At 68.1% G+C, this 22041-nt stretch carries 26 protein-coding genes; 5 read left to right on the plus strand and 21 right to left on the minus strand.

The features are described from left to right. Positions 1-303 precede the first annotated feature (303 nt). Complete coding sequence (locus IN820_RS08020; protein WP_193680475.1) at positions 304-519, plus strand: dodecin; 216 nt, start codon at positions 304-306, stop codon at positions 517-519. Positions 520-654: 135 nt separating this feature from the next. Here the strand turns inward: IN820_RS08020 and IN820_RS08025 are convergent, their stop codons facing one another. From IN820_RS08025 to IN820_RS08035, 3 genes are all read right to left on the minus strand, one after another. Next, on the minus strand, positions 655-1656 hold the full coding sequence (locus IN820_RS08025) for an LLM class flavin-dependent oxidoreductase (RefSeq protein WP_193680476.1): 1002 nt from the start codon (positions 1654-1656) through the stop codon (positions 655-657). Positions 1657-1711: 55 nt separating this feature from the next. Next, entirely contained in the window at positions 1712-2122 is a 411-nt protein-coding gene (locus IN820_RS08030; RefSeq protein WP_193680477.1) for a PA0061/PA0062 family lipoprotein, read from the minus strand. Positions 2123-2214: 92 nt separating this feature from the next. Further along, positions 2215-2640, minus strand: coding sequence for a PA0061/PA0062 family lipoprotein (locus IN820_RS08035; RefSeq protein WP_193680478.1), 426 nt, complete (start codon positions 2638-2640; stop codon positions 2215-2217). Between the two features lie 148 nt (positions 2641-2788). Here IN820_RS08035 and IN820_RS08040 point away from each other — a divergent pair, with 148 nt between their 5' ends. After that, complete coding sequence (locus IN820_RS08040) at positions 2789-3850, plus strand: aminopeptidase (RefSeq protein WP_193680479.1); 1062 nt, start codon at positions 2789-2791, stop codon at positions 3848-3850. A gap of 181 nt (positions 3851-4031) precedes the next feature. On the opposite strand, the gene IN820_RS08045 is transcribed toward IN820_RS08040, so the two are convergent. From IN820_RS08045 to IN820_RS08055, 3 genes are all read right to left on the minus strand, one after another. Then, positions 4032-4439, minus strand: coding sequence for a DUF1850 domain-containing protein (locus IN820_RS08045; RefSeq protein WP_193680480.1), 408 nt, complete (start codon positions 4437-4439; stop codon positions 4032-4034). After that, complete coding sequence (locus IN820_RS08050) at positions 4436-6460, minus strand: TRAP transporter permease (RefSeq protein ID WP_193680481.1); 2025 nt, start codon at positions 6458-6460, stop codon at positions 4436-4438. Before IN820_RS08050 ends, IN820_RS08045 begins: the two co-directional genes overlap by 4 nt. Positions 6461-6634: 174 nt before the next feature. Beyond that, positions 6635-7588, minus strand: a complete 954-nt coding sequence (locus IN820_RS08055) for a TAXI family TRAP transporter solute-binding subunit (RefSeq protein ID WP_193680482.1) — start codon at positions 7586-7588, stop codon at positions 6635-6637. Positions 7589-7962: 374 nt separating this feature from the next. Here IN820_RS08055 and IN820_RS08060 point away from each other — a divergent pair, with 374 nt between their 5' ends. Further along, positions 7963-8391: a DNA methylase gene (locus IN820_RS08060; RefSeq protein WP_193680483.1), complete on the plus strand. Its 429-nt coding sequence runs from the start codon at positions 7963-7965 to the stop codon at positions 8389-8391. Positions 8392-8461: 70 nt separating this feature from the next. Beyond that, positions 8462-8704 carry a hypothetical protein gene (locus tag IN820_RS08065; RefSeq protein ID WP_193680484.1) on the plus strand — a complete coding sequence of 81 codons (243 nt, stop codon included), beginning with the start codon at positions 8462-8464 and terminating at the stop codon, positions 8702-8704. A gap of 467 nt (positions 8705-9171) precedes the next feature. On the opposite strand, the gene phnP is transcribed toward IN820_RS08065, so the two are convergent. From phnP to phnC, 13 genes are all read right to left on the minus strand, one after another. After that, positions 9172-9921, minus strand: a complete 750-nt coding sequence (gene phnP, locus IN820_RS08070) for a phosphonate metabolism protein PhnP (RefSeq protein WP_193680485.1) — start codon at positions 9919-9921, stop codon at positions 9172-9174. After that, positions 9912-10466, minus strand: a complete 555-nt coding sequence (gene phnN, locus IN820_RS08075) for a phosphonate metabolism protein/1,5-bisphosphokinase (PRPP-forming) PhnN (RefSeq protein WP_193680486.1) — start codon at positions 10464-10466, stop codon at positions 9912-9914. The genes phnP and phnN overlap by 10 nt, the downstream gene beginning before the upstream one ends. A 198-nt stretch (positions 10467-10664) precedes the next feature. Then, positions 10665-11810, minus strand: a complete 1146-nt coding sequence (locus IN820_RS08080; RefSeq protein ID WP_193680487.1) for an alpha-D-ribose 1-methylphosphonate 5-triphosphate diphosphatase — start codon at positions 11808-11810, stop codon at positions 10665-10667. After that, positions 11800-12504 (minus strand): phosphonate C-P lyase system protein PhnL, encoded by a 705-nt coding sequence (gene phnL / locus IN820_RS08085; protein WP_193680488.1) that lies wholly within the window; start codon positions 12502-12504, stop codon positions 11800-11802. Before phnL ends, IN820_RS08080 begins: the two co-directional genes overlap by 11 nt. 355 nt (positions 12505-12859) lie before the next feature. Further along, on the minus strand, positions 12860-13672 hold the full coding sequence (gene phnK, locus IN820_RS08090; protein ID WP_193680489.1) for a phosphonate C-P lyase system protein PhnK: 813 nt from the start codon (positions 13670-13672) through the stop codon (positions 12860-12862). Beyond that, the gene (locus IN820_RS08095; RefSeq protein ID WP_193680490.1) at positions 13669-14538 is read right to left on the minus strand and encodes an alpha-D-ribose 1-methylphosphonate 5-phosphate C-P-lyase PhnJ; all 870 of its coding nucleotides are present in this window, start codon (positions 14536-14538) and stop codon (positions 13669-13671) included. Before IN820_RS08095 ends, phnK begins: the two co-directional genes overlap by 4 nt. Continuing rightward, positions 14535-15638: a carbon-phosphorus lyase complex subunit PhnI gene (locus IN820_RS08100; protein ID WP_193680491.1), complete on the minus strand. Its 1104-nt coding sequence runs from the start codon at positions 15636-15638 to the stop codon at positions 14535-14537. Before IN820_RS08100 ends, IN820_RS08095 begins: the two co-directional genes overlap by 4 nt. Further along, positions 15638-16246, minus strand: coding sequence for a phosphonate C-P lyase system protein PhnH (gene phnH / locus IN820_RS08105; protein WP_193680492.1), 609 nt, complete (start codon positions 16244-16246; stop codon positions 15638-15640). Before phnH ends, IN820_RS08100 begins: the two co-directional genes overlap by 1 nt. Then, positions 16246-16692, minus strand: coding sequence for a phosphonate C-P lyase system protein PhnG (gene phnG, locus IN820_RS08110; RefSeq protein ID WP_193680493.1), 447 nt, complete (start codon positions 16690-16692; stop codon positions 16246-16248). Before phnG ends, phnH begins: the two co-directional genes overlap by 1 nt. Positions 16693-16703: 11 nt before the next feature. Continuing rightward, entirely contained in the window at positions 16704-17411 is a 708-nt protein-coding gene (gene phnF, locus IN820_RS08115; RefSeq protein WP_193680494.1) for a phosphonate metabolism transcriptional regulator PhnF, read from the minus strand. A gap of 37 nt (positions 17412-17448) precedes the next feature. Further along, a complete protein-coding gene (gene phnE / locus IN820_RS08120) occupies positions 17449-18243 on the minus strand; it encodes a phosphonate ABC transporter, permease protein PhnE (protein WP_193680495.1) in 795 nt (264 codons plus the stop codon). 97 nt (positions 18244-18340) lie between these two features. Then, the gene (gene phnD / locus IN820_RS08125; RefSeq protein ID WP_193680496.1) at positions 18341-19336 is read right to left on the minus strand and encodes a phosphonate ABC transporter substrate-binding protein; all 996 of its coding nucleotides are present in this window, start codon (positions 19334-19336) and stop codon (positions 18341-18343) included. A gap of 51 nt (positions 19337-19387) precedes the next feature. Continuing rightward, positions 19388-20218 (minus strand): phosphonate ABC transporter ATP-binding protein, encoded by an 831-nt coding sequence (gene phnC / locus IN820_RS08130; RefSeq protein ID WP_193680497.1) that lies wholly within the window; start codon positions 20216-20218, stop codon positions 19388-19390. Between the two features lie 268 nt (positions 20219-20486). On the opposite strand from phnC, the gene IN820_RS08135 reads away from it, so the two are divergent. Next, on the plus strand, positions 20487-21251 hold the full coding sequence (locus IN820_RS08135) for an SDR family oxidoreductase (protein ID WP_193680498.1): 765 nt from the start codon (positions 20487-20489) through the stop codon (positions 21249-21251). Positions 21252-21372: 121 nt separating this feature from the next. On the opposite strand, the gene IN820_RS08140 is transcribed toward IN820_RS08135, so the two are convergent. Both IN820_RS08140 and IN820_RS08145 read right to left on the minus strand, forming a co-directional pair. Next, positions 21373-21810: a GlcG/HbpS family heme-binding protein gene (locus tag IN820_RS08140; RefSeq protein WP_104098726.1), complete on the minus strand. Its 438-nt coding sequence runs from the start codon at positions 21808-21810 to the stop codon at positions 21373-21375. Beyond that, a complete protein-coding gene (locus tag IN820_RS08145; RefSeq protein WP_268939442.1) occupies positions 21807-22040 on the minus strand; it encodes a 2-hydroxymuconate tautomerase in 234 nt (77 codons plus the stop codon). Before IN820_RS08145 ends, IN820_RS08140 begins: the two co-directional genes overlap by 4 nt. Between the last annotated feature and the right edge of the window lies 1 nt (position 22041).

A 22041-nucleotide genomic window follows, 5' to 3' on the forward strand; every position in this document is an offset into this window, starting at 1 on the left:
GCATGAATGCGGACTCCCTTTGTGCACCGTTGTAGTAGCCCGCTTGCCGGCGAACCACTGCGCCGCACAGCGCCGATCGCCGGCAAGCCGGCTCTACACAAGCACGATGCGGCTCCTGCCCATGCGTATGCCAATACCAGCCGGATCGACAGGCCGCAACGGTGGATAAGCTTCGCGTTATCCACCCTACGCCGAAGCCTGGATCGCCGCCGTGATCGGCTGAACTTCGCCAGGCTCTGCTGGCCTCAATTCAGGCAGGACGCTTTCATGCGGGCGGAGCCCGATGGACCAGAGGAGACATTCATGTCGGATCACCACACCTACAAGAAGATCGAGATCGTCGGCTCGTCGCGCAACAGCATCGACGAAGCCATCCGCAACGCCATCGCCGAAGCCAGCAAGACCCTGCAGAACATCGAGTGGTTCGAAGTGGGCGAGATCCGTGGGCATGTCGCCGATGGCCAGGTCGCGCACTTCCAGGTCACCGTGAAGATCGGCTTCCGCCTCAAGGACAGCTGACGCCGCCCTTCGATGCCGGGCTTCATGCGGGAGCTGGTGGTGGGCTGAAGCCCACCCTACCGGGACCGGCCGCATGGCGGAGGGTGGGCCGGGCGGCGTTCCGCTTCAGCCCACCAGCCCCCCGGCACCGGGCCTTCAGCCCTGGCGCAGCCCGGCGAGTATCTCGAAGGCGCGGTGGCGGTCGGCGGTTTCGTAGAGGTCGCAGGTGAAGATCAGCTCGTCGGCGCAGGTCTGTTCCAGCAGCACGTCGAGGCGCGCCCGGACCTTCTGCGGCCCGCCGATCAGCGCCAGGCCGAGGAAATCGCCCACCGCCTGCTGCTCGTGCGGCAACCACAGGCCCTGCATGCTCTGCACCGGCGGGCGCAGCACCAGGCTCTGGCCGCGGATCAGCGAGAGGATGCGCTGGTAGACGCTGGTGGCCAGGTATTCGGCCTGCTCGTCGCTGTCGGCGGCGACCAGCGGCACGCCGAGCATCACGTAGGGCTCGTCGAGCACCGCCGAGGGCTGGAAGTTGTCGCGGTAGAGCTTGATCGCCTGGTGCATGTAGCGCGGCGCGAAGTGCGAGGCGAAGGCGTAGGGCAGGCCCTTGGCCGCCGCCAACTGGGAGCTGAACAGGCTCGAGCCGAGCAGCCAGATCGGCACCTGGCTGCCGACCCCGGGCATGGCGATCACCCGCTGGTTCGGCTGGCGCGGACCGAGCAGCATTTCCAGCTCCTCGACATCCTGTGGAAAATCGTCGGCGCTGCCCATGCGGTCGCGGCGCAGCGCGTGGGCGGTGAATTGATCGGCGCCCGGCGCGCGGCCGAGGCCCAGGTCGATACGCCCGGGATACAGCGCGTCCAGCGTGCCGAACTGCTCGGCGATCACCAGCGGCGCATGGTTGGGCAGCATTACGCCGCCGGCGCCGAGGCGGATGCGTTCGGTGTGGGCGGCCAGGTAGCCGATCAGCACGGCGGTGGCGGCACTGGCGATACCGTCCATGTTGTGGTGCTCGGCGACCCAGAGGCGCTCGAAGCCGAGCGCCTCGACGTGGCGGGCCAGGGCCAGGGCGTTGTGCAGCGCCTGCGCCGGCGTGCCGTCGTCGCGGATCGGTGCCAGGTCGAGTACGGAAAAACGGGTCTGTGCAATGCGGGACATCGGTTACCTCATGCTGGAAACGGGGTGCGGTGCAGCGGCCAGCGGGGCGGGCTGTTCAGCGGCAGTGTTCGGCCTCGGCCCTGGCCAGCTCGTTGCGCTGTTCGTCGCGCAACCAGCCCTGCGGGGTGAAGCCCAGCGAGCGGGCCTGGAACAGGTAGCGCTGGCCGGCCTGGAAATCGTCGTAGCGGATCACCAGGGTACAGCGCATGGTATGGGTTTCGCCGAACAGGCCGAAGGCGCCGCCACTGACTTCGAATTCGTAACGCGCCTCGAGTTCATGGGCACCCGGCGGCACCAGGAAATAGCGGCCGTCGGGGGTGCGTTTGCGGTCGAGGCGCTCGGACATGAAGATGTCGCTGGGCTGCGCCGTCATGTCGACCCAGGCCATGTTCGGATCGTGCGGCGGCAGCGGGCTGGCGCAGCCGGCCAACACCAGGACGAGCGGCAGGACGGGAAACAGGCGCATGGAAAAACCCTCCGGCGGTTGTGGGCGAGGCGCTTCGGCCTCGCCGCGTACCACCGAGCCTGCGCCAGATGGCGCGGCTTTTCAACGGGCGCTCAACGCCCGGCGAGGTCGCCGCAGCCCTGCTCCTGGGCGCGGGCCAGCACGTACTGGTGCTGGTCGTAGAGCTTGGCCCAGGGGCGGAAGCCGTAGCCGCCGGCGACCAGGCGATAGCGCGAACCGGCGGCGAAGCGGTCGTATTCGAGGGTCAGCTTGCAGTCGCGCGGCAGCGGCGCGCTGCCCGGGCCGATGTCGTCGCCGTCGACCTGGAAGCGGTAGCGCATTTCCAGCCGGCGGCTGCCGGGCATGACCTGGAAATAGCGGTCGTCGTCCAGCGCCCGGCCGTCCACCGCCAGCGCCTGCAGCCGGCTTTCGCCGTGCGCGCTGAGTTCGACCCAGGCCTGCTCCGGGTCGGGTTGGGGCAGCCACAGCGAACAGCCGGTGAGACTGGATAGCAACAGCACAAGGACGAAACCGCGCATCGACAAGCTCCGGCCGGGCACCAGCGGCCCCGGCGAGGGATTCAGAACAGATGACGGCCGCGCGGGATTGCCTGCAGTGCGCGGCCTTTGTAGGGTGCGCTAGGCGCGTCCCTCCGGCGCCAGTCCCGACCCGCAACCCGGTTTCCCGATGCCGAATACCAACGCCGCCTTGATCGACCGTCGCATCCTGCGCTGGGTTCCCGTGCTGCTGGCCGTTGGTCTGATTGGCTGCAGCAGCTATTACGGCCAACTGGCCGTCGGGCAACTGGACCTGCTGCGCCAACGCCAGCCGATCGAGACGATCATCGCCGACCCGGCGCAGAACCCCGCCCTGCGCCAGCGCCTGGCCGGCGTGCTGGAGGCGCGCGCGTTCGCCAGCCGGCAATTGGCGTTGCCGGACAACGGCAGCTACCGGTCGTATGCCGATATCCAGCGGCCCTACGTGGTGTGGAATCTGTTCGCCACCGAGGAATTCTCGGTGGCGCCGCTCGAGCATTGCTTCCCGATCGCCGGTTGCGTGGCCTACCGCGGCTACTACCGCCCGGGCGCGGCGCGCGGCGAAGCGGCACGCCTGCAGTTGCGCGGGCTGGATACCCACGTCGCGGGGGTGGAGGCCTATTCCACCCTCGGCTGGTTCAGCGACCCGCTGCTCAGCTCCATGCTGCGGCGCAACGACGAGCAACTGGCGGCGCTGATCTTCCACGAGCTGGCGCATCAGCGGCTGTACCTGCCCGGCGACACGGCCTTCAACGAGTCCTACGCCAGCTTCATCGAGCGCGAGGGCCTGCGCCAGTGGCGCGCCAGCCGCGGCCTGCCGGAGCCGGACGAGCAGGGCCGGGCGCGTTATCGGCAACTGGTGGAATTGCTGCTGCAGACCCGTGAGCGGCTGGCCGAGCTGTACGCCTCGGGGCGCCCGGAGGCCGAGCTGCGGGCGCTGAAGCAGGCCGAGTTCATGCGCCTGCGCCAGCAGTACCGGCTATTGCGGGACGCGCACTGGGGCGGCGACCGGCGCTTCGACCGCTGGTTCGCCCAGCCGCTGAACAATGCCTCGCTGCTGCCGTTTGGCTTGTACGACCGCTGGGTCGCGGCGTTCGCGGCGCTGTTCGAGCGCAGTGGCGGGGATTGGCGGCGCTTTCATGCGCAGGTGGAGGCGCTGGCCGGACGGCCGGCGGATGAGCGGGAAGCGGTGTTGCTGGGGTTGGAGCGTTGACTCGCCCAGCAGGGCGAAACCAATCCTTCAAGCACCTCGCTAATCGCTTAATGAAACTGAAGCTTTCATCAGCGTGCCGCTTGCCGGATAGGTATCAACCGCCTCGATACGCCACCCCGCACCAAGAAAAAGGGACGCAGCCTCACGATCGCGTCCCCCTTCCCAGCCTCCGGCCAACCCTTCAGCCGCCGGTGGAGCCACCCTCATCCAAGGCGCAACCCCAGGCCTCCAGCGCCGGCCGGTCCGCGCGTGGCGGGCCGAGCCATTCGCTCAGCGCGTGGCAACGCTGCTCGAAACACAGTTGGTAATCCCCCGCCTCGGGGGTTCGCCCCAGCCGCAGGAGCGGCAACGCGGGCATCCGGCGCTGGTAGTGCCAGGCCCCGTCGCGCAGTTCGGCGTCATCCGGGATTTCCATCCCGGCGCCAGAACCCTTGACCCGCGCCTCGCCGAGCAGCAACCCGGCCGGCGTCACGCGGTAATCCTCCTCCCAGCGAATCTTCTCGATGGTGTGGTTCCACGCCAGGGTGAAGGCCGGCGTGGGCACTTCGGCCCATACCACGCCGGCCAGCCCCAGACAGAGACCGATCACGCCGCCGCCGGCTCGGCACGCCGGGCGCGCCAGACGTGCTGGATAAGGAACAACGCACCCAGGCCGAAGCCGATTTCATCGCTGATCGGGATCGACAGCACCATCGCGGCGCCCGCGGCGAAGGCCAGTGCCTTCTCCCACCAGGCCATGCTGCGCTGCAGGTAGCCGGTAAACACCGCGCCCCACAGGCCGATGGCGAAGGCCGCCTTGAACAGCATGTACAGCGTCGCGCCCCAGTCACCGCCCTGCATCATCAATGCCGGGTTGTACACCGCCATGAACGGCACCACGAAGCCGGCGATGGCGATACGGATCGCCCACATGCTGATCTTCAGCCCGCGCTCCTTGGCGATCGGCGCGGCGGCGAAGCAGGCCAGGGCCACCGGCGGGGTGAGGTCGGCCATGATGCCGAAGTAGAAGACGAACATGTGCGAGACGATCAGCGGCACGCCCAGGTCGAGCAGCGCCGGTGCGGCGATGGAGCTGGTGATGATGTAGTTGGGAATGGTCGGGATGCCCATGCCCAGCACCAGACAGGTCAGCATGGTCAGGATCAGCGAGAGGAACAGGTTGTTCTCGCCCACCGCCAGGATGTAGCCGGCGAAGGTCGAGGCCACGCCAGTCAGCGACACCACGCCGATGATCACGCCGACCAGTGCGCAGGCGATCCCCACCGGCACCGCGTGGCGCGCGCCTTCCACCAGCGCATGCAAGCAGATGGTCAGCGTGTCGCGGCCACCCTTGACGAACCAGCACGCCGCCACCAGCGCGGCGATGACGCCGAAGATCACGCCGATGCCGAGCTGGAAGAAGCCGGCGCAGAGCAGGCCCAGCGCGATCCAGAAGGCGATGCGCAGGCCGAAGCTGGAGACCTTGAGGATAATCGCCGAGCCGAGGATGACGATGGCCGTCAGGGCCAGGCCGATGGTGCCGGCGAACATCGGCGTGCGCCCGGAGAACAGCAGCCAGACCAGCACCAGCAGCGGGATCAGCAGATACCAGCGTTCCTTCACCGATGCCCAGGCGCTCGGGCATTCCTCTTTCGGCAGGCCGTGCAGGTTGGCGCGCTTGGCTTCCAGATGCACCATCCAGAACACCGAGCCGAAGTACAGCAGCGCCGGGATCAGGGCGGCCTTGGCCACTTCGACGTAGGGTACGTTGATGGTCTCGGCCATGATGAAGGCCACCGCGCCCATGACCGGCGGCATGATCTGGCTGCCCATGCTGGCGGTGGCTTCCACGCCACCGGCGAATGCCGGGCGGTAGCCGAAGCGCTTCATCAGCGGGATGGTGAACTGGCCGGTGGTGACCACGTTGGCCACGCCGGAACCGGTGATGGTGCCCATCAGCGCCGAGGACACCACCGAGACCTTGGCCGGCCCGCCGAGCTTGTGGCCGAACAGGCCGAGGGCGAAATCGGTGAACAGCTTGATCATCCCGGCCTGCTCGAGGAAGGCGCCGAACAGGATGAACAGGAAGATGTAGGTGGCCGAGACGTAGGTCGGTGTGCCGTACAGGCCTTCGGTGCCGAACGCGAGCTGATTGACGATCTGATCCAGGTAATAGCCGCGATGCGCCAGGTCACCGGGCAGGTATTCGCCCAGCAGGCCGTAGGCCAGGAACAGCCCGCAGATGATCGGCAGCGCGATGCCCATCACCCGCCGCGCCGCTTCGAACACCAGCACGATCAGCGTCAGGCCGACCACCATGTCGGCGGTGGTCATGTCGCCCGAGCGCTGGATCAGGTCGGCTTCGAAATACCACTGGTAGATGAATGTCGCGAAGCCGGCCAGGCCCAGCAGCCAGGCCAGCGGCTGGAACGGCTTGGCGTTGCCGCGCGCCGGGTAGCAGAGGAACACCAGCAGCAGCAGGAAGCCGACGTGGCCGGCGCGCAGCACCTGGCTGGTCACCGGATGGAAGGCGGCGGTGATGATCTGATAGATGGAAAACAGCAGGGCGACGTAGAACAGCGCCCTCGGCCATTCGCTGGGACTGGCGTGCAGTCCTTGGGTTTCGCTCATGGGAATCACTCTCTGGAAAAAGCAGCTTCAAGCTTCAAGCTGCAAGTTTCAGGCTGTCAGTGAGGGATTCGGCGCCCGTGGCTGACATCTGGAACATGGCGTTGTTTTCAAGCTCCGCAAGTCGCTGCAAGCCACCCGCCGCTTTACTGGCAGCTTGTGGCTTGCAGCTTGCGGCTACTTGAGGGCGCCCACTTCCTTGTAATAGCGCTCGGCACCCGGGTGCAGCGGGATCGGCAGGTTCTGGGTGGCGTTTTCCAGCTTGATGTCCTTGGCTGCCGAATGCGCGTTGGCGAGCGCGCCGAGGTTTTCGAACATCAGCTTGGTCATCTGGTAGGCGACCTCATCGGAGACCTTGTCGTGGGTGACCAGGATGTTGGTGATGGCCACGGTCGGCACGTCGGCGTCCTGGCCGTCGTAGGTGCCAGCCGGAATCACGCCCGGCAGGTAGGCGTCGCTTTCGATCTTCTCCACCACCGCGGCGGGGATTTCGACGAAGTTCACCGGCATGGTGCTGGCCAGGTCGCGAATGGCGGCCATGCCCAGACCCGAGGATTGCAGGGTGGCGTCCAGCTGGCGGTTCTTGATCAGCTCGACCGATTCGGCATAGGGCAGGAATTCGACGCGGCCCATGTCCTTGTAGGTCAGGCCGGCGGCCTCGAAGATCGCGCGGGCGTTGAGCTCGGTACCGGACTTCGGCGCGCCGACGGAGATGCGCTTGCCCTTGAGGTCTTCCAGCGTCTTGATGCCCGATTCCTGGCTGGCGACGATCTGGATGTAGTTGTTGTAGGTGCCGGCGATGGCGCGCAGGCGCTTGAGTGGCGCCTTGAAGCCGGCATCCTCGACGCCGTTCCAGGCATCATCGACCGAGTCGCCCAGGGAGAAGGCCAGTTCGCCACGGCCGGCCTGCAGCAGGTTGAGGTTTTCCACCGACGCCTTGGTCGCCTGCACCGAAGTCCTGGCGTCCTCGATCTTGTTGTACTGCTGCGACAGGGCCACGCCGATCGGGTAGTACACGCCGCTGGTACCGCCGGTAAGGATGTTGATGAAGGTCGGTGCGGCGACGGCCGTGGTGCTGGCGGTGAAGGCTGCAGCGGCAGCGAGCAGGCCCAAGCGTTTGGTCAGTCTCATGGATGGATCTCCGTTCGTTTTTATTGGTTGACGCAGCTTTGACGATAGACGATTGCCCACGGCGTGAAAGCGGTGGCCGAACGAACAAGCGCAGAGGCGATGGTGCCGGGAGTGCGTCCCGGAAAGAGGAATCGCTGGCAGCTCTTGTTGTCGTTGGAATCGCATCGAGCGCAAAGCGTGTAGCAGGAGCCGTGCCAGTCGCCGTGGAGGCTCTGTGACGCGGCCTCCCTGGTGAGCCTCGGGCAATGATCGGCAAGAATCCGCTCATGGCCGCGCCACCATCGGCGGGAATTCGCTCACGTTCGCCGGCGGTCGCGGCGAACCTTGAGCCGCGCCGGCATTCGAATGGCCTGAACCCGCGACGGAGGTGCGCCATGAGTGCGGAAATCAGTGCGAAAGATCTGGGTATCGAAATCGGCCAGGGCGAGGGCGAACTGTTCAAATGGTTTCTCGCCAGCTTCCTGTTCGGCAAACGCATCCAGCAGGACATCGCCGCCGAGGCCTATCGGGTCATCGTCGACAAGCACAAGCGCGATACCCCGCGCAAACTCGGCAACTGTAGCTGGCAGCAAGTGGTGGACATGCTCGGCGAGGGTCATTACGTGCGCTACGACGAGTCCACCGCCGAGCGGCTGCTCAAGCTCTGCGGAAAGCTCAACGGCGAATACGGCGGCAAGCTCGGGCGCATCCACGAACTCAGCGAGAACCGCAAGGATTTGGAAAAGCGCCTGGCCGAATTCGAGGGCGTCGGGCCGAAGACGGTGGAAATCTTCATGCGCGAGGCGGCGAAGGTCTGGTACTGAGCGGCCGGACGGCGCTTGCGCACGGCAGGCGAAGCGCTACAGTGGCGGCATCGTCCTGTCGAAGTTCGCCATGCGTATTTGCCTGTTTGCCCTCAGCCTGTTCCTGCCCCTGCTGGCCAGCGCCGCGCCGGCGCCCTATTACCAGTGGCAGAGCAAGCTCGACGGCACCATCATCTGCCGCCAGACTTCCCCGGGCCCCGGCTGGGAACGGCTCGACGGCCGCCCGTTTCGCGACCTCAATTGCACGCTGCCGGCCGCACGCATCGAACGTCCAGCCAGCGTCCCGGGCTTCCGCCCACAGCCGGGCCGCTGAGCCGGCGTCTTGTTTTGTCCTTGCCCAAGATTTTCGCCGGGCACGGGCGCCTGCGGTGGACAAGCTGCGCGTTGTCCACCCTACGGTGGCAAGGCAACGAATCGGTAGGGTGGAAAACCGCGAAGCGTTTTCCACGCGTCATGGCGGATCTTGCTCGTGTCTCGCCGGGCACGAGTGCCTGCGGTGGACAAGCTTCGCGTTGTCCACCCTACGTGGCAAGGCAACGAATCGGTAGGGTGGAAAACCGCGAAGCGTTTTCCACGCGTCATGGCGGATCTTGCTCGTGTCTCGCCGGGCACGAGTGCCTGCGGTGGACAAGCTTCGCGTTGTCCACCCTACGTGGCAAGGCAACGAATCGGTAGGGTGGAAAACCGCGAAGCGTTTTCCACGCGTCGTGGCGGATCTTGCTCGATGCCTCGTCGCGCGCGGTGCTTCGGTGGACAAGCTTCGCGTTGTCCACCCTACGATTAAAGCGTCATTCCGTCTCGCGCCAGGCGCACGTTGTCCGGCAGTTCCCGTGGCTGCTGCATGAACCAGGCATCCAGCTCGTGGCCGACGTGGGTCAGCAGCGCCTGGGCCGGTTGCAGTTCGGCGATGCTCTGCAGCGCGCGGGTCAGGTCGTTGTGATTGCGCGGCGGCGTCTCGCGCGGCGGTGTCGAGCAATCGAGCACCAGTACGTCCAGCGCGGTGTCCTGGAGAAACTCCCGCGTGCTGTCCGGCAGGCCGACCGTGTCGGTGAGGTAGGCCATGCAGCGCCCATGGCCTTCCAGCAGGTAGCCGAAGGTGGGCCGGGAATGGGTCAGCGGCAGCGCGGTGACCCGCAGCGTGCCGAGCGGGCGCTGCTCGAAGGCGGCGAACGGCTCGCTGAAGTCGAGGATGCCCGGGTGCTTGTAGAGATCGGCGAGGCCTTCGGGATCATCCGGGCCGAGCACCGGGATGCGCAGCCCGCGGCCCCAGCGCAGTTGCAGCAGGCCCTGGGCGTGATCGGCATGGTAGTGCGTCTGCAGGATGCCGTTGAAGCTGCCCGGCGCGAAGCGCTCGCAGAGGTCCGGCAGGCCGCTGTCGAGCAGCCAGCGCTGGCCGCCGCATTCCACCAGTGCCGAGCAGGCGCGACGGCGCCGGTGCGGGTCGGCCTGGGCGGCGCGACAGGCCGGGCACGCGCAGTTGTACACCGGGACCTGGGCGGCGTCGCCAGTGCCGAGCAGGGTCAGTTGCATCGCAGGTGCTCGTCCAGCAGTTCCAGCAGATGCTGGACGCTCTGTGCCAGGGAGGCGGAGTTGTCCAGGCGGATATAGTCGTCCAGTTCGCCGGCGAACAGCGCGTTGCGCGCCAGGCGCGCCTCGATTTGCTCCGGGCTTTCCCGGCCGCGTGTCAGCAGGCGCTCGCGCAGCACGTCCTGCTCGACGGACAGCAGCACGGCGAGCAGGTCCGGGTAGCGCCGCCGCGCCTCTGGCAGATAGCCCCGCGAGCCGTTGACCAGCACGTGCTCGCCGGCGGCCAGCCAGTCGTCGATCTGCGCCGGAATGCCATAGGCCAGGCCATTGGCGCGCCAGCTGAGAGCGAAGGCGTGCTGCGCTTCCAGGCGTTCGAACTCGGCCTCGCTGACCGACTGCGCGGCTTCGCCGACTGCCTCGGCCGAACGGGTGATGACCCGCCGGGCAATGCGCACACCGCGCTCGGCGAGCGGCGCACGGGCGGCGTCGAGCAGGCTGTCCTTGCCCGCGCCGGAGGGCCCGATCAGGTAGATCAAGCGGCCTTGCATGGGGTTACTCCCGATTGTCGAAAGCCTGCGCTGGGCAGGCAGTATAGAGCCGGCCGGGGCTGGCTGGTGCGGGTGGCTCGACTCGTTGTGCTGCTGTCGGTTTTGCTGGCAGGCCTGCAACCGCCGCGGGGGCGCGCTTCCCACGGGGCCAGTGGTGTACCCCCCGCTTTTGTGGCGATGCTTTTTCGGTCCGCTGCATCAGAACACCCGCCGTCCCTGGCGCCAGACCTGCTGGATCACCGGTTGAGCGTGACGCACCCGGGCCTGGACCAGGTCGGCGCGCAGGCCAACGCGGATCTCGCCGCGATCGTCGAGGCCGGCGGCGCGTGCCGGCGCCAGGCTGATGGTGGCGACGGCACGCGGCAGATCGTAATCGTTGTCCTGCTCGGCCAGGCCCAGCGCGGCCTGCAACAGGCTCGCCGGGTAGTAGTCGCTGGAGAGGATGTCCAGCACGCCGCGCTGCGCCAGGTCGGCGGCGGCGATGTTGCCCGAGTGCGAGCCGCCGCGAACGATGTTCGGTGCACCCATCAGCACCTTAAGGCCATGCGCGTGGCTGGCCTCGGCGGCCTCGAAGGTGGTCGGGAACTCGGCGATGGCCATGCCGTAGCCGGCCGATTCGGCGACGTGGTCGAGCGTCGCGTCGTCGTGGCTGGCCAGCGCCAGCTCGCGGCTGCGGCAGATGTCGACGATGGCGGCGCGCTGCTGGTCGCTGTGCCGCGCGGAGTTGGCCAGCTGCTCGCTGACGAAACTGTCCATCTCCGCCGGGCTCAGGTGGTACTTGCCCATGTAGTACTCGCGGTACTTCTCCATGCGCGCGAACTGGCGCTGGCCGGGCGCGTGGTCCATCACCGAGACCAGTTGCACCAGCGGCTGCTCGACCAGCTCGCGGAACAGCGCCAGGCACTGCGGGTGGCTGACTTCGCAGCGCAGGTGCAGGCGGTGTTCGGCGCGGGTCTGCCCGGCCGCTTCGGCCTCGGCGATGGCCTCGAGCATCACCCCGAGCTGCTGCATGCGCTTGCCCTTGGGGTTGATGTCGCCGATCGACAGCGCATCGAACACCGTGGTGATGCCGGCGGCGACGATCTGCGCATCGTGGGTCAGCACCGCCGAGGCGGACGGCCAGTCGACCCCGGGGCGCGGGCTCATGTGCTTTTCCAGGTTGTCGGTGTGCAGTTCCACCAGCCCCGGCAGCAGCAGGTCGCCGCCCAGGTCCTGGGCCTGCGGCAGGCCGCTGGCACCTTCGCTGATGTCGGCGATTTGGCCGTCGCGGATCAGCAGGCTGCCGTGGATCAGCGTATCGGCCAGCACCAGCCGGGCATTGCTGAGTATCTGTTCAGTTGGCATGGGCCAGGTCCTCCTGCGTCATGTCCAGGTAACGGTCGGCGACCGCCTCGCGGATCGCGCGGTCATGGAAGATGCCGATCAGCGCGCTGCCGGCGGCCTTGGCTTCGTCGATCAGTTCCAGCACCACGCCGGCGTTGGCTTCGTCCAGCGAGGCGGTGGGCTCGTCGAGCAGCATCACCGGCCAGCTGACCATGAAGCCGCGCGCCAGGTTGACCCGCTGCTGCTCGCCGCCGGAGAAGGTGCCGGGGGCCAGTTGCCAGAGCCGCTCGGGAATGTTCAGCCGGGTCAGCAGCGCCTTGGCCCGCGCCTCGGCATCGGCACGGCTCCAGCCGCGGGCCAGCGCCGGTTCCATCACCACCTCCAGGGTCGGCACCCGCGGAATCACGCGCAGGAACTGGCTGACGTAGCCCAGCGTCTGCCGGCGCACGGCGAGCACCTGGCGCGGCTCGGCGCCGACCAGCTCCAGCCAGTCGCCGGCGTGGCGGATGCGGATGCTGCCGCCGGCCGGCAGGTAGTTGCCGTACAGCGTGCGCAGCAGGGTCGACTTGCCGGCACCGGACTGGCCGTGCAGCACCAGGCATTCGCTGGCAGCGACGGCGAAGTCCAGCCCGCACAGCACCTGCAGGCTGACGCCGTGCTGCTGGTGCAGGGTGAAGGTCTTGCTGAGGTCACGGACCTCGATCAGGGTATTCATGCGTGCACTCCTCGAGGGAGGGAAGTGGCCGGATCGCGAGCGAGCTCGCTCCTACAGGCGCGGCTGGGGCGGCACGCTGGTGTAGGAGCCGGCTTGCCGGCGATGGGGCGTGCGCGGGCGTTCATGGCTGCGGTACCGAGAGGCAGCGGATCGCGAGCGAGCTCGCTCCTACAGGTGCGATCGGGGCGACGCGTTGCCATAGGAGCCGGCTTGCCGGCGATGGGGCGGGCGATAGCATTCATGGTTGCGGCACCGCGGGGCAGCGGATCGCGAGCAAGCTGGCTCCTACAGGCGCGGCTGGGGCGGCGCGCTGGTGTAGGAGCCGGCTTGCCGGCGATGGGGCGGACGATGGCGCTCATGGCTGCAGCACCGAGGACACCAGCAGCTGCGTATAGGGATGCTGCGGGTCGTCGAGAATCTGGTCGGTCAGGCCCGACTCCACCACCCGCGAGCGGCGCATCACCATCAGCCGGTCGGCCAACAGGCGCGCCACCGCGAGGTCGTGGGTCACGATCACCACCGCCAAGTCCAGTTCGCGCACCAGCCCGCGCAAGAGGTCGAGCAGGCGTGCCTGCACCGATACGTCGAGGCCGCCGGTGGGTTCGTCCATGAACACCAGCTTCGGACTGGAAACCAGGTTGCGGGCAATCTGCAGGCGCTGCTGCATGCCGCCGGAGAAGGTCCGCGGCAGGTCGTCGATGCGCGCCGGGTCGATCTCCACCTGTTGCAGCCAGTCCAGCCCGGCGGCGCGCAGCTGGCCGTAATGGCGTACGCCCTGGGCCATCAGCCGCTCGCCGATGTTGGCGCCGGCGGAAACGCCCATGCGCAGGCCGTCGCGTGGGTTCTGCTCGACGAAGCCCCACTCCGTGCGCAGCAGCGTGCGCCGCTCGGCCTCGCTGGCGGCGTAGAGGTCGAGCCAGTCGCCTATGCCGTCGCGGTAGAGCACCGTGCCGCGGTCCGGCGGACAGCGGCCGCAGAGCAGCGAGAGCAGGGTGGACTTGCCCGAGCCGGACTCGCCGACGATGCCCAGCACTTCGCCGGGGTAGAGCTCGAAGGACACGCCCTGGCAGCCCTTGTCCGGGCCGTACAGACGGGTCAGGTCGCGCACCGCGAACAGCGGCTCGGTGCCGGTGCTCGCGGCGTGCAGCAGTTGTTCGGCGGCGCTCATGGGCGGCTCTCCTGTTGCTGGGCGCGCTGCGCGCAATAGTCGGTATCCGAGCAGACGAACTGCTTGCTTCCGGCGTCGTCGACGATCAACTCGTCGAGGTAGGAATCGCCGCTGCCACAGATGGCGCAGCACTGCTCCCACTGCTGGATCTGGAACGGGTGATCCTCGAAATCCAGGCTGACCACGCGGGTGTACGGCGGCACGGCGTAGAGGCGCTTCTCGCGGCCGGCGCCGAACAGCATCAGCGCCGGGCTGCGGTCCAGCTTGGGGTTGTCGAATTTGGGAATCGGCGAGGGGTCCATCACGTAGCGCCCGTCCACCGTCACCGGGTAGGCGTAGCTGGTGGCGATGTGGCCGAAGGTGGCGATGTCCTCGTAGAGCTTCACGTGCATCACGCCGTAGTCGCCCAGGGCGTGCATCGTCCGTGTCTCCTGCTCGCTGGGTTCGATGAAGCGCAGCGGCTCGGGGATCGGCACCTGATAAACCATGATCTGCCCGGCGGCGAGCGGGGTTTCCGGGATGCGGTGGCGGGTCTGGATCACCGTCGCCGCGGGCGTGCGCTCGGTGGTGGCGACCCCGGCGGTGCGGGCGAAGAAGCGGCGGATCGACACCGCGTTGGTGGTGTCGTCGGCGCCCTGGTCGATCACCTTGAGCACGTCGCCGGCGCCGAGAATGGCCGCGGTCAGCTGCATGCCGCCGGTGCCCCAGCCGTAGGGCAGCGGCATCTCGCGGCCGCCGAAGGGCACCTGGTAGCCGGGAATGGCCACGGCCTTGAGCAGCGCGCGGCGGATCATGCGCTTGGTCTGCTCGTCGAGGTAGGCGAAGTTGTAGCCCGCCTCGCTGGCGGGAATGGCGTGGGCATTCATGCGCGCTTCTCCTTGGCGGGTTCGCTGGCTGCGGCCGGCTCGGCCTGCGGCTGGCGCAGCTTGCGGATCAGCTCCAGCTCGGACTGGAAGTCGACGTAGTGCGGCAATTTCAGGTGCGAGACGAAACCGGCGGCCTCGACGTTGTCGCAGTGCATCAGGACGAATTCCTCCTGCTGCGCCGGGCCTTGCATCTCCTCGCCGTATTCGCCGGCACGCAGCGCGCGGTCGACCAGCGCCATGCCCATCGCCTTGCGCTCGGCATAGCCGAAGGCCAGGCCGTAGCCGCAGGTGAACTGCGCTTGTGCGGCGCTCTCGCCGACGAACTGGTTGACCATCTCGCACTCGGTCAGCTCGATCTCGCCGAGGCAGACCGGGAAGCCCAGCTCCTGCGGCTCGATCCAGACCTCGGCGGTGCCGATGCGGATCTCGCCGGCGAACGGGTGGTTGCGGCCGTAGCCGCGCTGGGTCGAATAGCCCAGCGCCAGAAGGAAGCCCTCGTCACCGCGGGCCAGTGCCTGCAGGCGTTCGGCGCGGCTGCAAGGCAGCTCCAGCGGCTCGCGGGTGAGGTCCGGCACCGGCTCGCCGCGGTCGATTTCCGGCGTCATCAGGCCTTCCTCGCCGAGCAGTCCGAGCACGCGGGGGCAGCTGTCCAGGCTGGCGCTGGCATCCACCCGCGGCCCGGGATGCTCGCCTTCGGCGAGCAGGGCGAAGTCCAGCAGACGGTGGGTGTAGTCGAAGGTCGGGCCGAGCAGCTGGCCGCCGGGCACGTCCTTGAAGGTCGCCGAGATGCGCCGGCTGAGCTGCATGGCGCCGGTGTCCAGCGGCAGGCTTTCGGCGAAGCGCGGCAGCGTGGTGCGGTAGGCGCGCAAGAGGAAGATCGCCTCGACCAGATCACCGGCGGCCTGCTTGATCGCCAGCGCGGCGAGTTCCTCGTCGTACAGCGAGCCTTCGCTCATCACCCGTGCCACGGCCAGCGGCAGCTGCTGGCGGATCTGCTCGACGCCCAGTTCGGCGACGCCGGTATCGCCGCGGCGCTTCTTCGCCAGCAGCGCGTGGGCGTTGTCGATGGCCTGTTCGCCACCCTTGACCGCGACGTACATCAGGCCACCTCCGCGAGCGAGTCGCCGATGCGCGTGCTGCGCGGCAGGCCGAGCACCTCGCCGTCGGCGCAGAACAGCGCATCCAGCCCGCGCGGGAAGTCGCTGCGCGCGGCGCGCTGCTGCCAGAACGCCGGCTTCAGTGGCAGGCCGACCAGCCGGTTGCCGTCGATGCCCGGGCCCTGCCAGCTCAGCGCCGGGCCGCGGTCGAGCCGATCGAGCTGGACCAGCAGCGTGCAGGACTGGTCCGGGTAGCGCTCGCTGCCGTTGTAGAAGCCGGACAGGTCGTCCAGTGCGGCGGCGTCGAGCAGGGCGAACATCGCCTCCTCGCGCGCTTCGACCACCGGGCAGCCGCAATGGAAGGCCAGGTTGGCGCGGATCGCCGGGGTGTCGAAGGCCGGCGCCAGCCACAGCGGCGTGTCGTTATCCAGCAGGCTCAGGCACAGCGCGTAGGTGGCGGCCTGCAGATGGTCGACGGCGGCGACCACGGCCAGTGGCTGGCGCGTGCCGGGTTCGGCCAGCGCCTTGAGTGCGGCGCGAAAGCTCTGCTGGGCGTCCAGCACCGGGTCGTCGAAAGCGGCCTGCAGCAATTCGGATGGGGCGCGATACATCAGTCTTCTCCTCGCAGCAGCGTGAAGAACTCCACGCGGGTAGTGGCGGTTTCGGCAGCCTTGTGCGCGGCGCGACGGGCCTGCGCGGCGGCCAGGGGTTCGATCAGCTCGGCGAGCCAGCGGCTCTGCCGGGCGCCCTGCAGATGGGCGTCGGCCAGCGCGGCGAGTTCGGCCTGGCGCTTGTCGCGCCCGGCGCGGTAGCTGTAGCCGGTGCTGCCGTCGGCCAGGCGCACCACGCAGCGGGTGACGCTCATCTCGCCGAGGTTGAACGGCGCGCCGGTGCCGCCCATGCGGCCGCGTACCAGGGTCATGCCGATTTCCGCCGGGCGGATCAGCTGGTAGGCGCAGTCGCGCAGGGCGCTCTCGAAAGGCGCCAGCTCGGCGGCGCTGGCGCGCGCCAGCACGGCCATCCAGCGCTGGCGGGGGGATTGTTCGCGGGTGTGCATGGGGTTCTCCATCAGGTGGCGACCTGGTACTGGAAGCGGTCGGAACGGCTGGCCGAGAGGGCGATCTCCAGCGGTCGCCCGGCGGCGTCGCAGGACAGGGTGAACACCGACAGCAGCGGCATGCGCAGCGGCATCAGCAGCCGTGCGGCCTCGTCGCGATCGGCCAGGCGCGCGCCGATCAGGCTGAAGCGGCGGGTCAGCGGCAGGCCGCGTTCGCCGAGGTAGCGGCGCAGCGAGCCGCCCTGGTAGTCGGCGAGCAGTTCGGCATGGCTGGCGCAGTAGCGGTGGCGGATCAGGCTGACCGGCTCGCCATCGAGCAGGCGCAGGGTGCTCAGCTCGATCAGCGTGGTGCCTTCGGCCAATTCCAGGTGGCGTGCCTCCTCGGCGCTGGCGCTGAGCAGGCGGCGCTCCAGCAGCCGCGCCTCGGTGCGTACGCCAAGGGCGGCCAGCGCGTCGCTGTAGGCGCTGTCGGCCTGCAGCGGATAGACCAGCGGGCGTTGCAGCACCTGGGTGCCCTTGCCCTGGCGGCGCAGCAGGCGGCCTTCCTGCACCAGTTCGTCGACGGCGCGGCGCAGGGTGTGGCGGTTGACGGCGAAGCGCCGCGCCAGCTGCATCTCGCCGGGCAGGAAGTCGCCGCTGCGGTAGTGGTGCAATTCGCCCCGCAGCACCTGGGCGAGTTCGAGGTAGAGCGGTTCGCTGGGTTGTCTAGACAACTGCATGGTTTTTTTTTCGAGAGCCGCGCAGGCCCTCACTCCGTCAGATGAAGAGCTTGCGCAGGCGCTGGGAGAGCAGGTCGATCAGGCTCACCACGGCGATGATGATCAGCAGCAGGGCGGCGGTCTGGCCGAACTGGAAACCGCGGATGGCTTCCCAGAGGATCACGCCGATGCCGCCGGCGCCGACCATGCCGACCACCGTGGCCGAGCGCACGTTGGATTCGAAGCGGTACAGCGAGTAGGAAATCCACAGCGGCAGCACCTGTGGAATCACCCCGAAGATGACTTCCTGCAGCGCGCTGGCGCCGGTGGCGCGCACGCCTTCCACCGGGCCGGGTTCGATGGCTTCCACCGCTTCGGCGAACAGCTTGGCGAGCACGCCGGTGGTGCTGATCCACAGCGCCAGCACGCCGGCGAAGGGGCCGAGACCGACGGCGACGACGAAGAGCATGGCGAAGACCATCTCGTTGATCGAGCGGCAGGCATCCATCAGCCGGCGCACCGGCTGGTAGACCCACCAGGGCACGATGTTCTCGGCGCTGAGAATCCCCAGCGGGATGGCGCAGACGATCGCCAGCAGGGTGCCCCAGAGGGCGATGTGCACCGTGGTGACCATCTCCTTGAGATACAGCTGCCAGTTGCTGAAGTCCGGCGGGAAGAAGTCGGCGGCGAAGGTCGCCATGTTGGCACTGTCGCGGATCAGCAGCAGCGGATTCATCTCCGCGCCCTGCCAGGCCCAGGCCAGCACGGCCAGGCACAGGCCCCAGCCGAGCAGGCGCGGCCAGCTGCGCTTGTCGTTGCCCGCCAGCGGCGGTGTGGTGCTCAGTGTGGTCATGTGAATTTCTCGGTGGACGACGAGGACTCATGTAGGGCGGGTAAAACCCGCCGATACGGCGCTGCTGCCATGCAGGGGGCGGCGGGTTGCAACCGCCCTACGCGCCGGCGGTCTTCTGTTCGCGCTCGGCCATGCGCCGTTCCAGCGTGGCCAGTTCCTGGTCGAGCGCCTGCAGCCGGGCCTGGCGCTCGCTGTCGGAGAGCTTGCCGTCGGCGGCGACTTCGCTGCGCTGCTTGAACAGTTCCAACTGACGAATCGGCAGCAGCTGGTCGTTGTCCGAGGCGCGGAACGGTGCCCACTGCAGACCGGCGAGGATTTCCTTCTCGGCCGGCTTGGCGCCGTAGCTCATGAAGAACTCGCGCAGCCTGTTCTTCTGCTCGTCGCTCAGGCTCTTGCGCCACACCAGTGGGTCGGCGGGGATCAGCGGCGAGGTCCAGATCACCTTGAGCTGGGCGGCCTTGTCCGGCGCGGTGATCTGCAGGCGCTCCATGCCCTCGCTGTTGAAGGTGCCGACGTCGACCTGCCGGTTGGCTACCGACAGCGCGTTCACTTCGTGGCTGCCGTTGAGGCTGCGCTTGAAGATGCGGCCGGCATCGACCTTGTTCTTGGCGAACACGTAGTAGCCGGGCACCAGGTAGCCAGAGGTGGAATTCGGGTCGCCATTGGCGAAGGTCAGGTCCTTGGCGTTCTTCAGTACGTCCTCGACCGAGTTCAGGGCGCTGTCCTTGTGCACGATCAGGTGGCTGTAGTAGCCGGGGCTGCCGTTGGCGGCGACGGTCTGGGCGAAGACCTCGCCATTGGCGCGGTCGACCGCCTCCATCGCCGACTTGTTGCCGTACCAGGCCAGGTCGACCTTGTCGAAACGCATGCCCTGGATCACCCCGGCGTAATCGGGGGCGAAGAAGGCCTTCACCTGGTAGCCGGTCTGCTCGCTCATGTCGGCCAGGAAGGGCTCCCAGACGCTGCGCAGATTCTGCGACGACTCGGTGGAAATGATGCCGAAGGTGAGGGTCTCGGCGGCCTGGGCGGTGCCGAGCAGGGCGCCGGCCAGCAGCGTGGAGGCGGCGACGGCGCGGCTGATGGATTTCAACATGGAGGTCACTCCTGAAGGTGTGGCGTTGGTTGGCGGGGCGTTGCCGGCGGCTCAGCCGTTGACCAGCTGCAACGTCCGCGGCTCGGCGGCGCGGGCGCGGTCGGAGAACAGCAGGCTGGCGTCCAGATCGGCGCCGTAGAGGTCGTTGAGCAAGCGGTCGCTGAGCGCTGCAGAGGGCCCGTCGTAATGGATGCGGCCGCCCTTGAGCGCCACCACGCGCGAGCAGTAGCGCAGGGCGTAGTCGACCTGATGCAGAGTCACCACCACGGTCTTGCCGTCCTGGCGGTTGATGTCGGCGAGGATTTCCATGACCTTGCGTGCCGACTCCGGGTCGAGCGAGGCGATCGGTTCGTCGGCGAGGATCACCTCAGCCTGCTGGGTCAGCGCACGGGCGATCGCCACCCGCTGCTGCTGGCCGCCGGAGAGGGTCGAGGCACGCTGCGCGGCGCGCTCGGCCAGGCCGACGCGCTCCAGCGCAGCCATGGCCTGGCACTTCTGCGCGTCGCTGAACATGCCCAGCGAGCCGCGCCAGCGCGGCATGCGGCCGAGAAAGCCGAGCAGCACGTTGTCCAGTACGCTGAGGCGGGTGACCAGGTTGAACTGCTGGAAGATATAGCCGATGTCGGCGCGCAGACGACGCACCTCGCCGTGCAGGCGGCCGGTGGCCTGTACTTCGCGGCCGAGCACCTCGATGCGTCCGCCGGCGGCGCGGTCGCAGCAGGCCAGCCCGGCCAGATGGCGCAACAGGGTGGACTTGCCGGAGCCGGACGCGCCGATCAGCGCCACCATCTCGCCCGGCTGCACCGCCAGCCCCAGGTCGAACAGCGCCTGCTTGCCGGCGAAGGTCTTGTTCAGTCGCTCGACTCGAATAGCCGCATTCATCGTCTTGCCCTCTCGTCTGTGCGGCCGGGGGAGTCGGCCAACTTGTCTAGACGAGAAGGTAGTCAGCGACTATTGCAGTCCGGCGAAGCGTCGATGAAGTTGCGATGACGATTCAGTGAAGCTTTCACCGGCGGCGCGGACGGTCCTGGGCGATAAGCGCACGAAGCGCTTTGCCCCGGCGGCCAGGGCCCCTAAGCTGGACGCCGTCACAGCGCCTTATGCCGCGTCGCCTACACGACGGTCAGGCATTTCAGAGAAGAGGAAGAGCATGAAACAGAAGATCGTATTCATCACCGGCGCCACCTCCGGCTTCGGCCGCGCCACCGCCCGTCGCTTCGCCGAGGCCGGCTGGGCGCTGGTGCTCACCGGCCGGCGCAGCGAGCGCCTGGAAGCGTTGAAGGGCGAACTGTCGGCCAAGGTGCCGGTGCACGTCGCCACCCTCGACGTGCGCCACGCCGGCGCGGTGCAGGAGGCGGTCGCGCAGTTGCCCGCCGCGTTCCGCCAGATCGACTGCCTGGTCAACAACGCCGGCCTGGCGCTGGCCCCGCAGCCGGCGCAGCAGGTCGATCTCGCCGACTGGCACACCATGATCGACACCAACATCACCGGCCTGGTCAACGTCACCCATGCGCTGCTGCCGACCCTGATCGAGACCGGCAAGGGCGCCAGCATCGTCAACATCGGCTCGGTGGCCGGGCACTGGCCCTATCCGGGTGGCCACGTCTACGGCGCGACCAAGGCCTTCGTCGAACAGTTCGGCTACAACCTGCGCTGCGACCTGCTGGGCACCGGCGTGCGCGTCACCGACATCGCCCCGGGCATGGCCGAGACCGAGTTCACCCTGGTCCGCACCAAGGGCGATCAGGCCGCAAGCGACCGACTGTACCGCGGCACCACGCCGCTGACCGCCGAGGACATCGCCGAGCAGATCTACTACGTCGCCACCCTGCCGGATCACATCAACATCAACCGCCTGGAAGTGATGCCGACGCGCCAGGCCTGGTCGCCGTTCAATATCGATCGGGACAAGTAGGCAGCGGCTTATCTGAAGTAGGGTGGGCTTCAGCCCACCGACAGGGCCGGGCTTGGTGGGCTAAAGCCCACCCTACGGTGCGGTGAGGAGAGGCGTAGGGTGGGCCGGGCGGCGTTCCGCTTTAGCCCCCCGGTGCTGCGGCGTCAAGAGCCTCCAGGCCTGCCTTGGCGCAGGCCTCGTCCTGCTCCTCGGAACCGCCGGAGACGCCGATGCCGCCCAGGCAGCGGCCATCGAGCAGGATCGGCAAGCCGCCGCCGAACACGACCAGCCGTTCGCGCGACGGCAGGCCGATACGCAGCCGCGGGTTCTCGCCGAGCACCTCCAGCCAGTCGCGGGTGGGAAAGCCGAAGCTGGCGGCGGTGTAAGCCTTGTCCACGGCGATGCCTTCGGAATGCAGGAAGGCGCCGTTCATACGCAGATACGCGAGAGTGCGCCCGGCGCGGTCGACCACCGCGACATGGATGCGGATGTCCAGCGCGCAGGCATGGGCCATGGCGGCCTCGGCGGCGCGCTGGGCGGCCTGCCAGTGCAGGTCGGGCTCGACGAACTGGAGATTCATGGCTTGACCTTGCTGGCCGGTTCGCCGCCGATGCCGAAGTGAGCCTTGGGCATCTCGCTGATGATCACCCGCACGCTGGCCAGCGGTGCGTCCAACGAGCGCGAGATCGCCTCGCTGACCTCGCGGATGAGGGTTTCCTTCTGCGCGTCGCTGCGGCCTTCAAGAATGTGGATCTGGGCAATGGGCATATCGGACTTCCTTGAGAAAAGGCCGGCCGGAGCCGGCCGCAGG

This window comes from Pseudomonas lopnurensis, from assembly GCF_015070855.1.
GTDB classification, from domain to species: Bacteria; Pseudomonadota; Gammaproteobacteria; order Pseudomonadales; family Pseudomonadaceae; genus Stutzerimonas; species Stutzerimonas lopnurensis.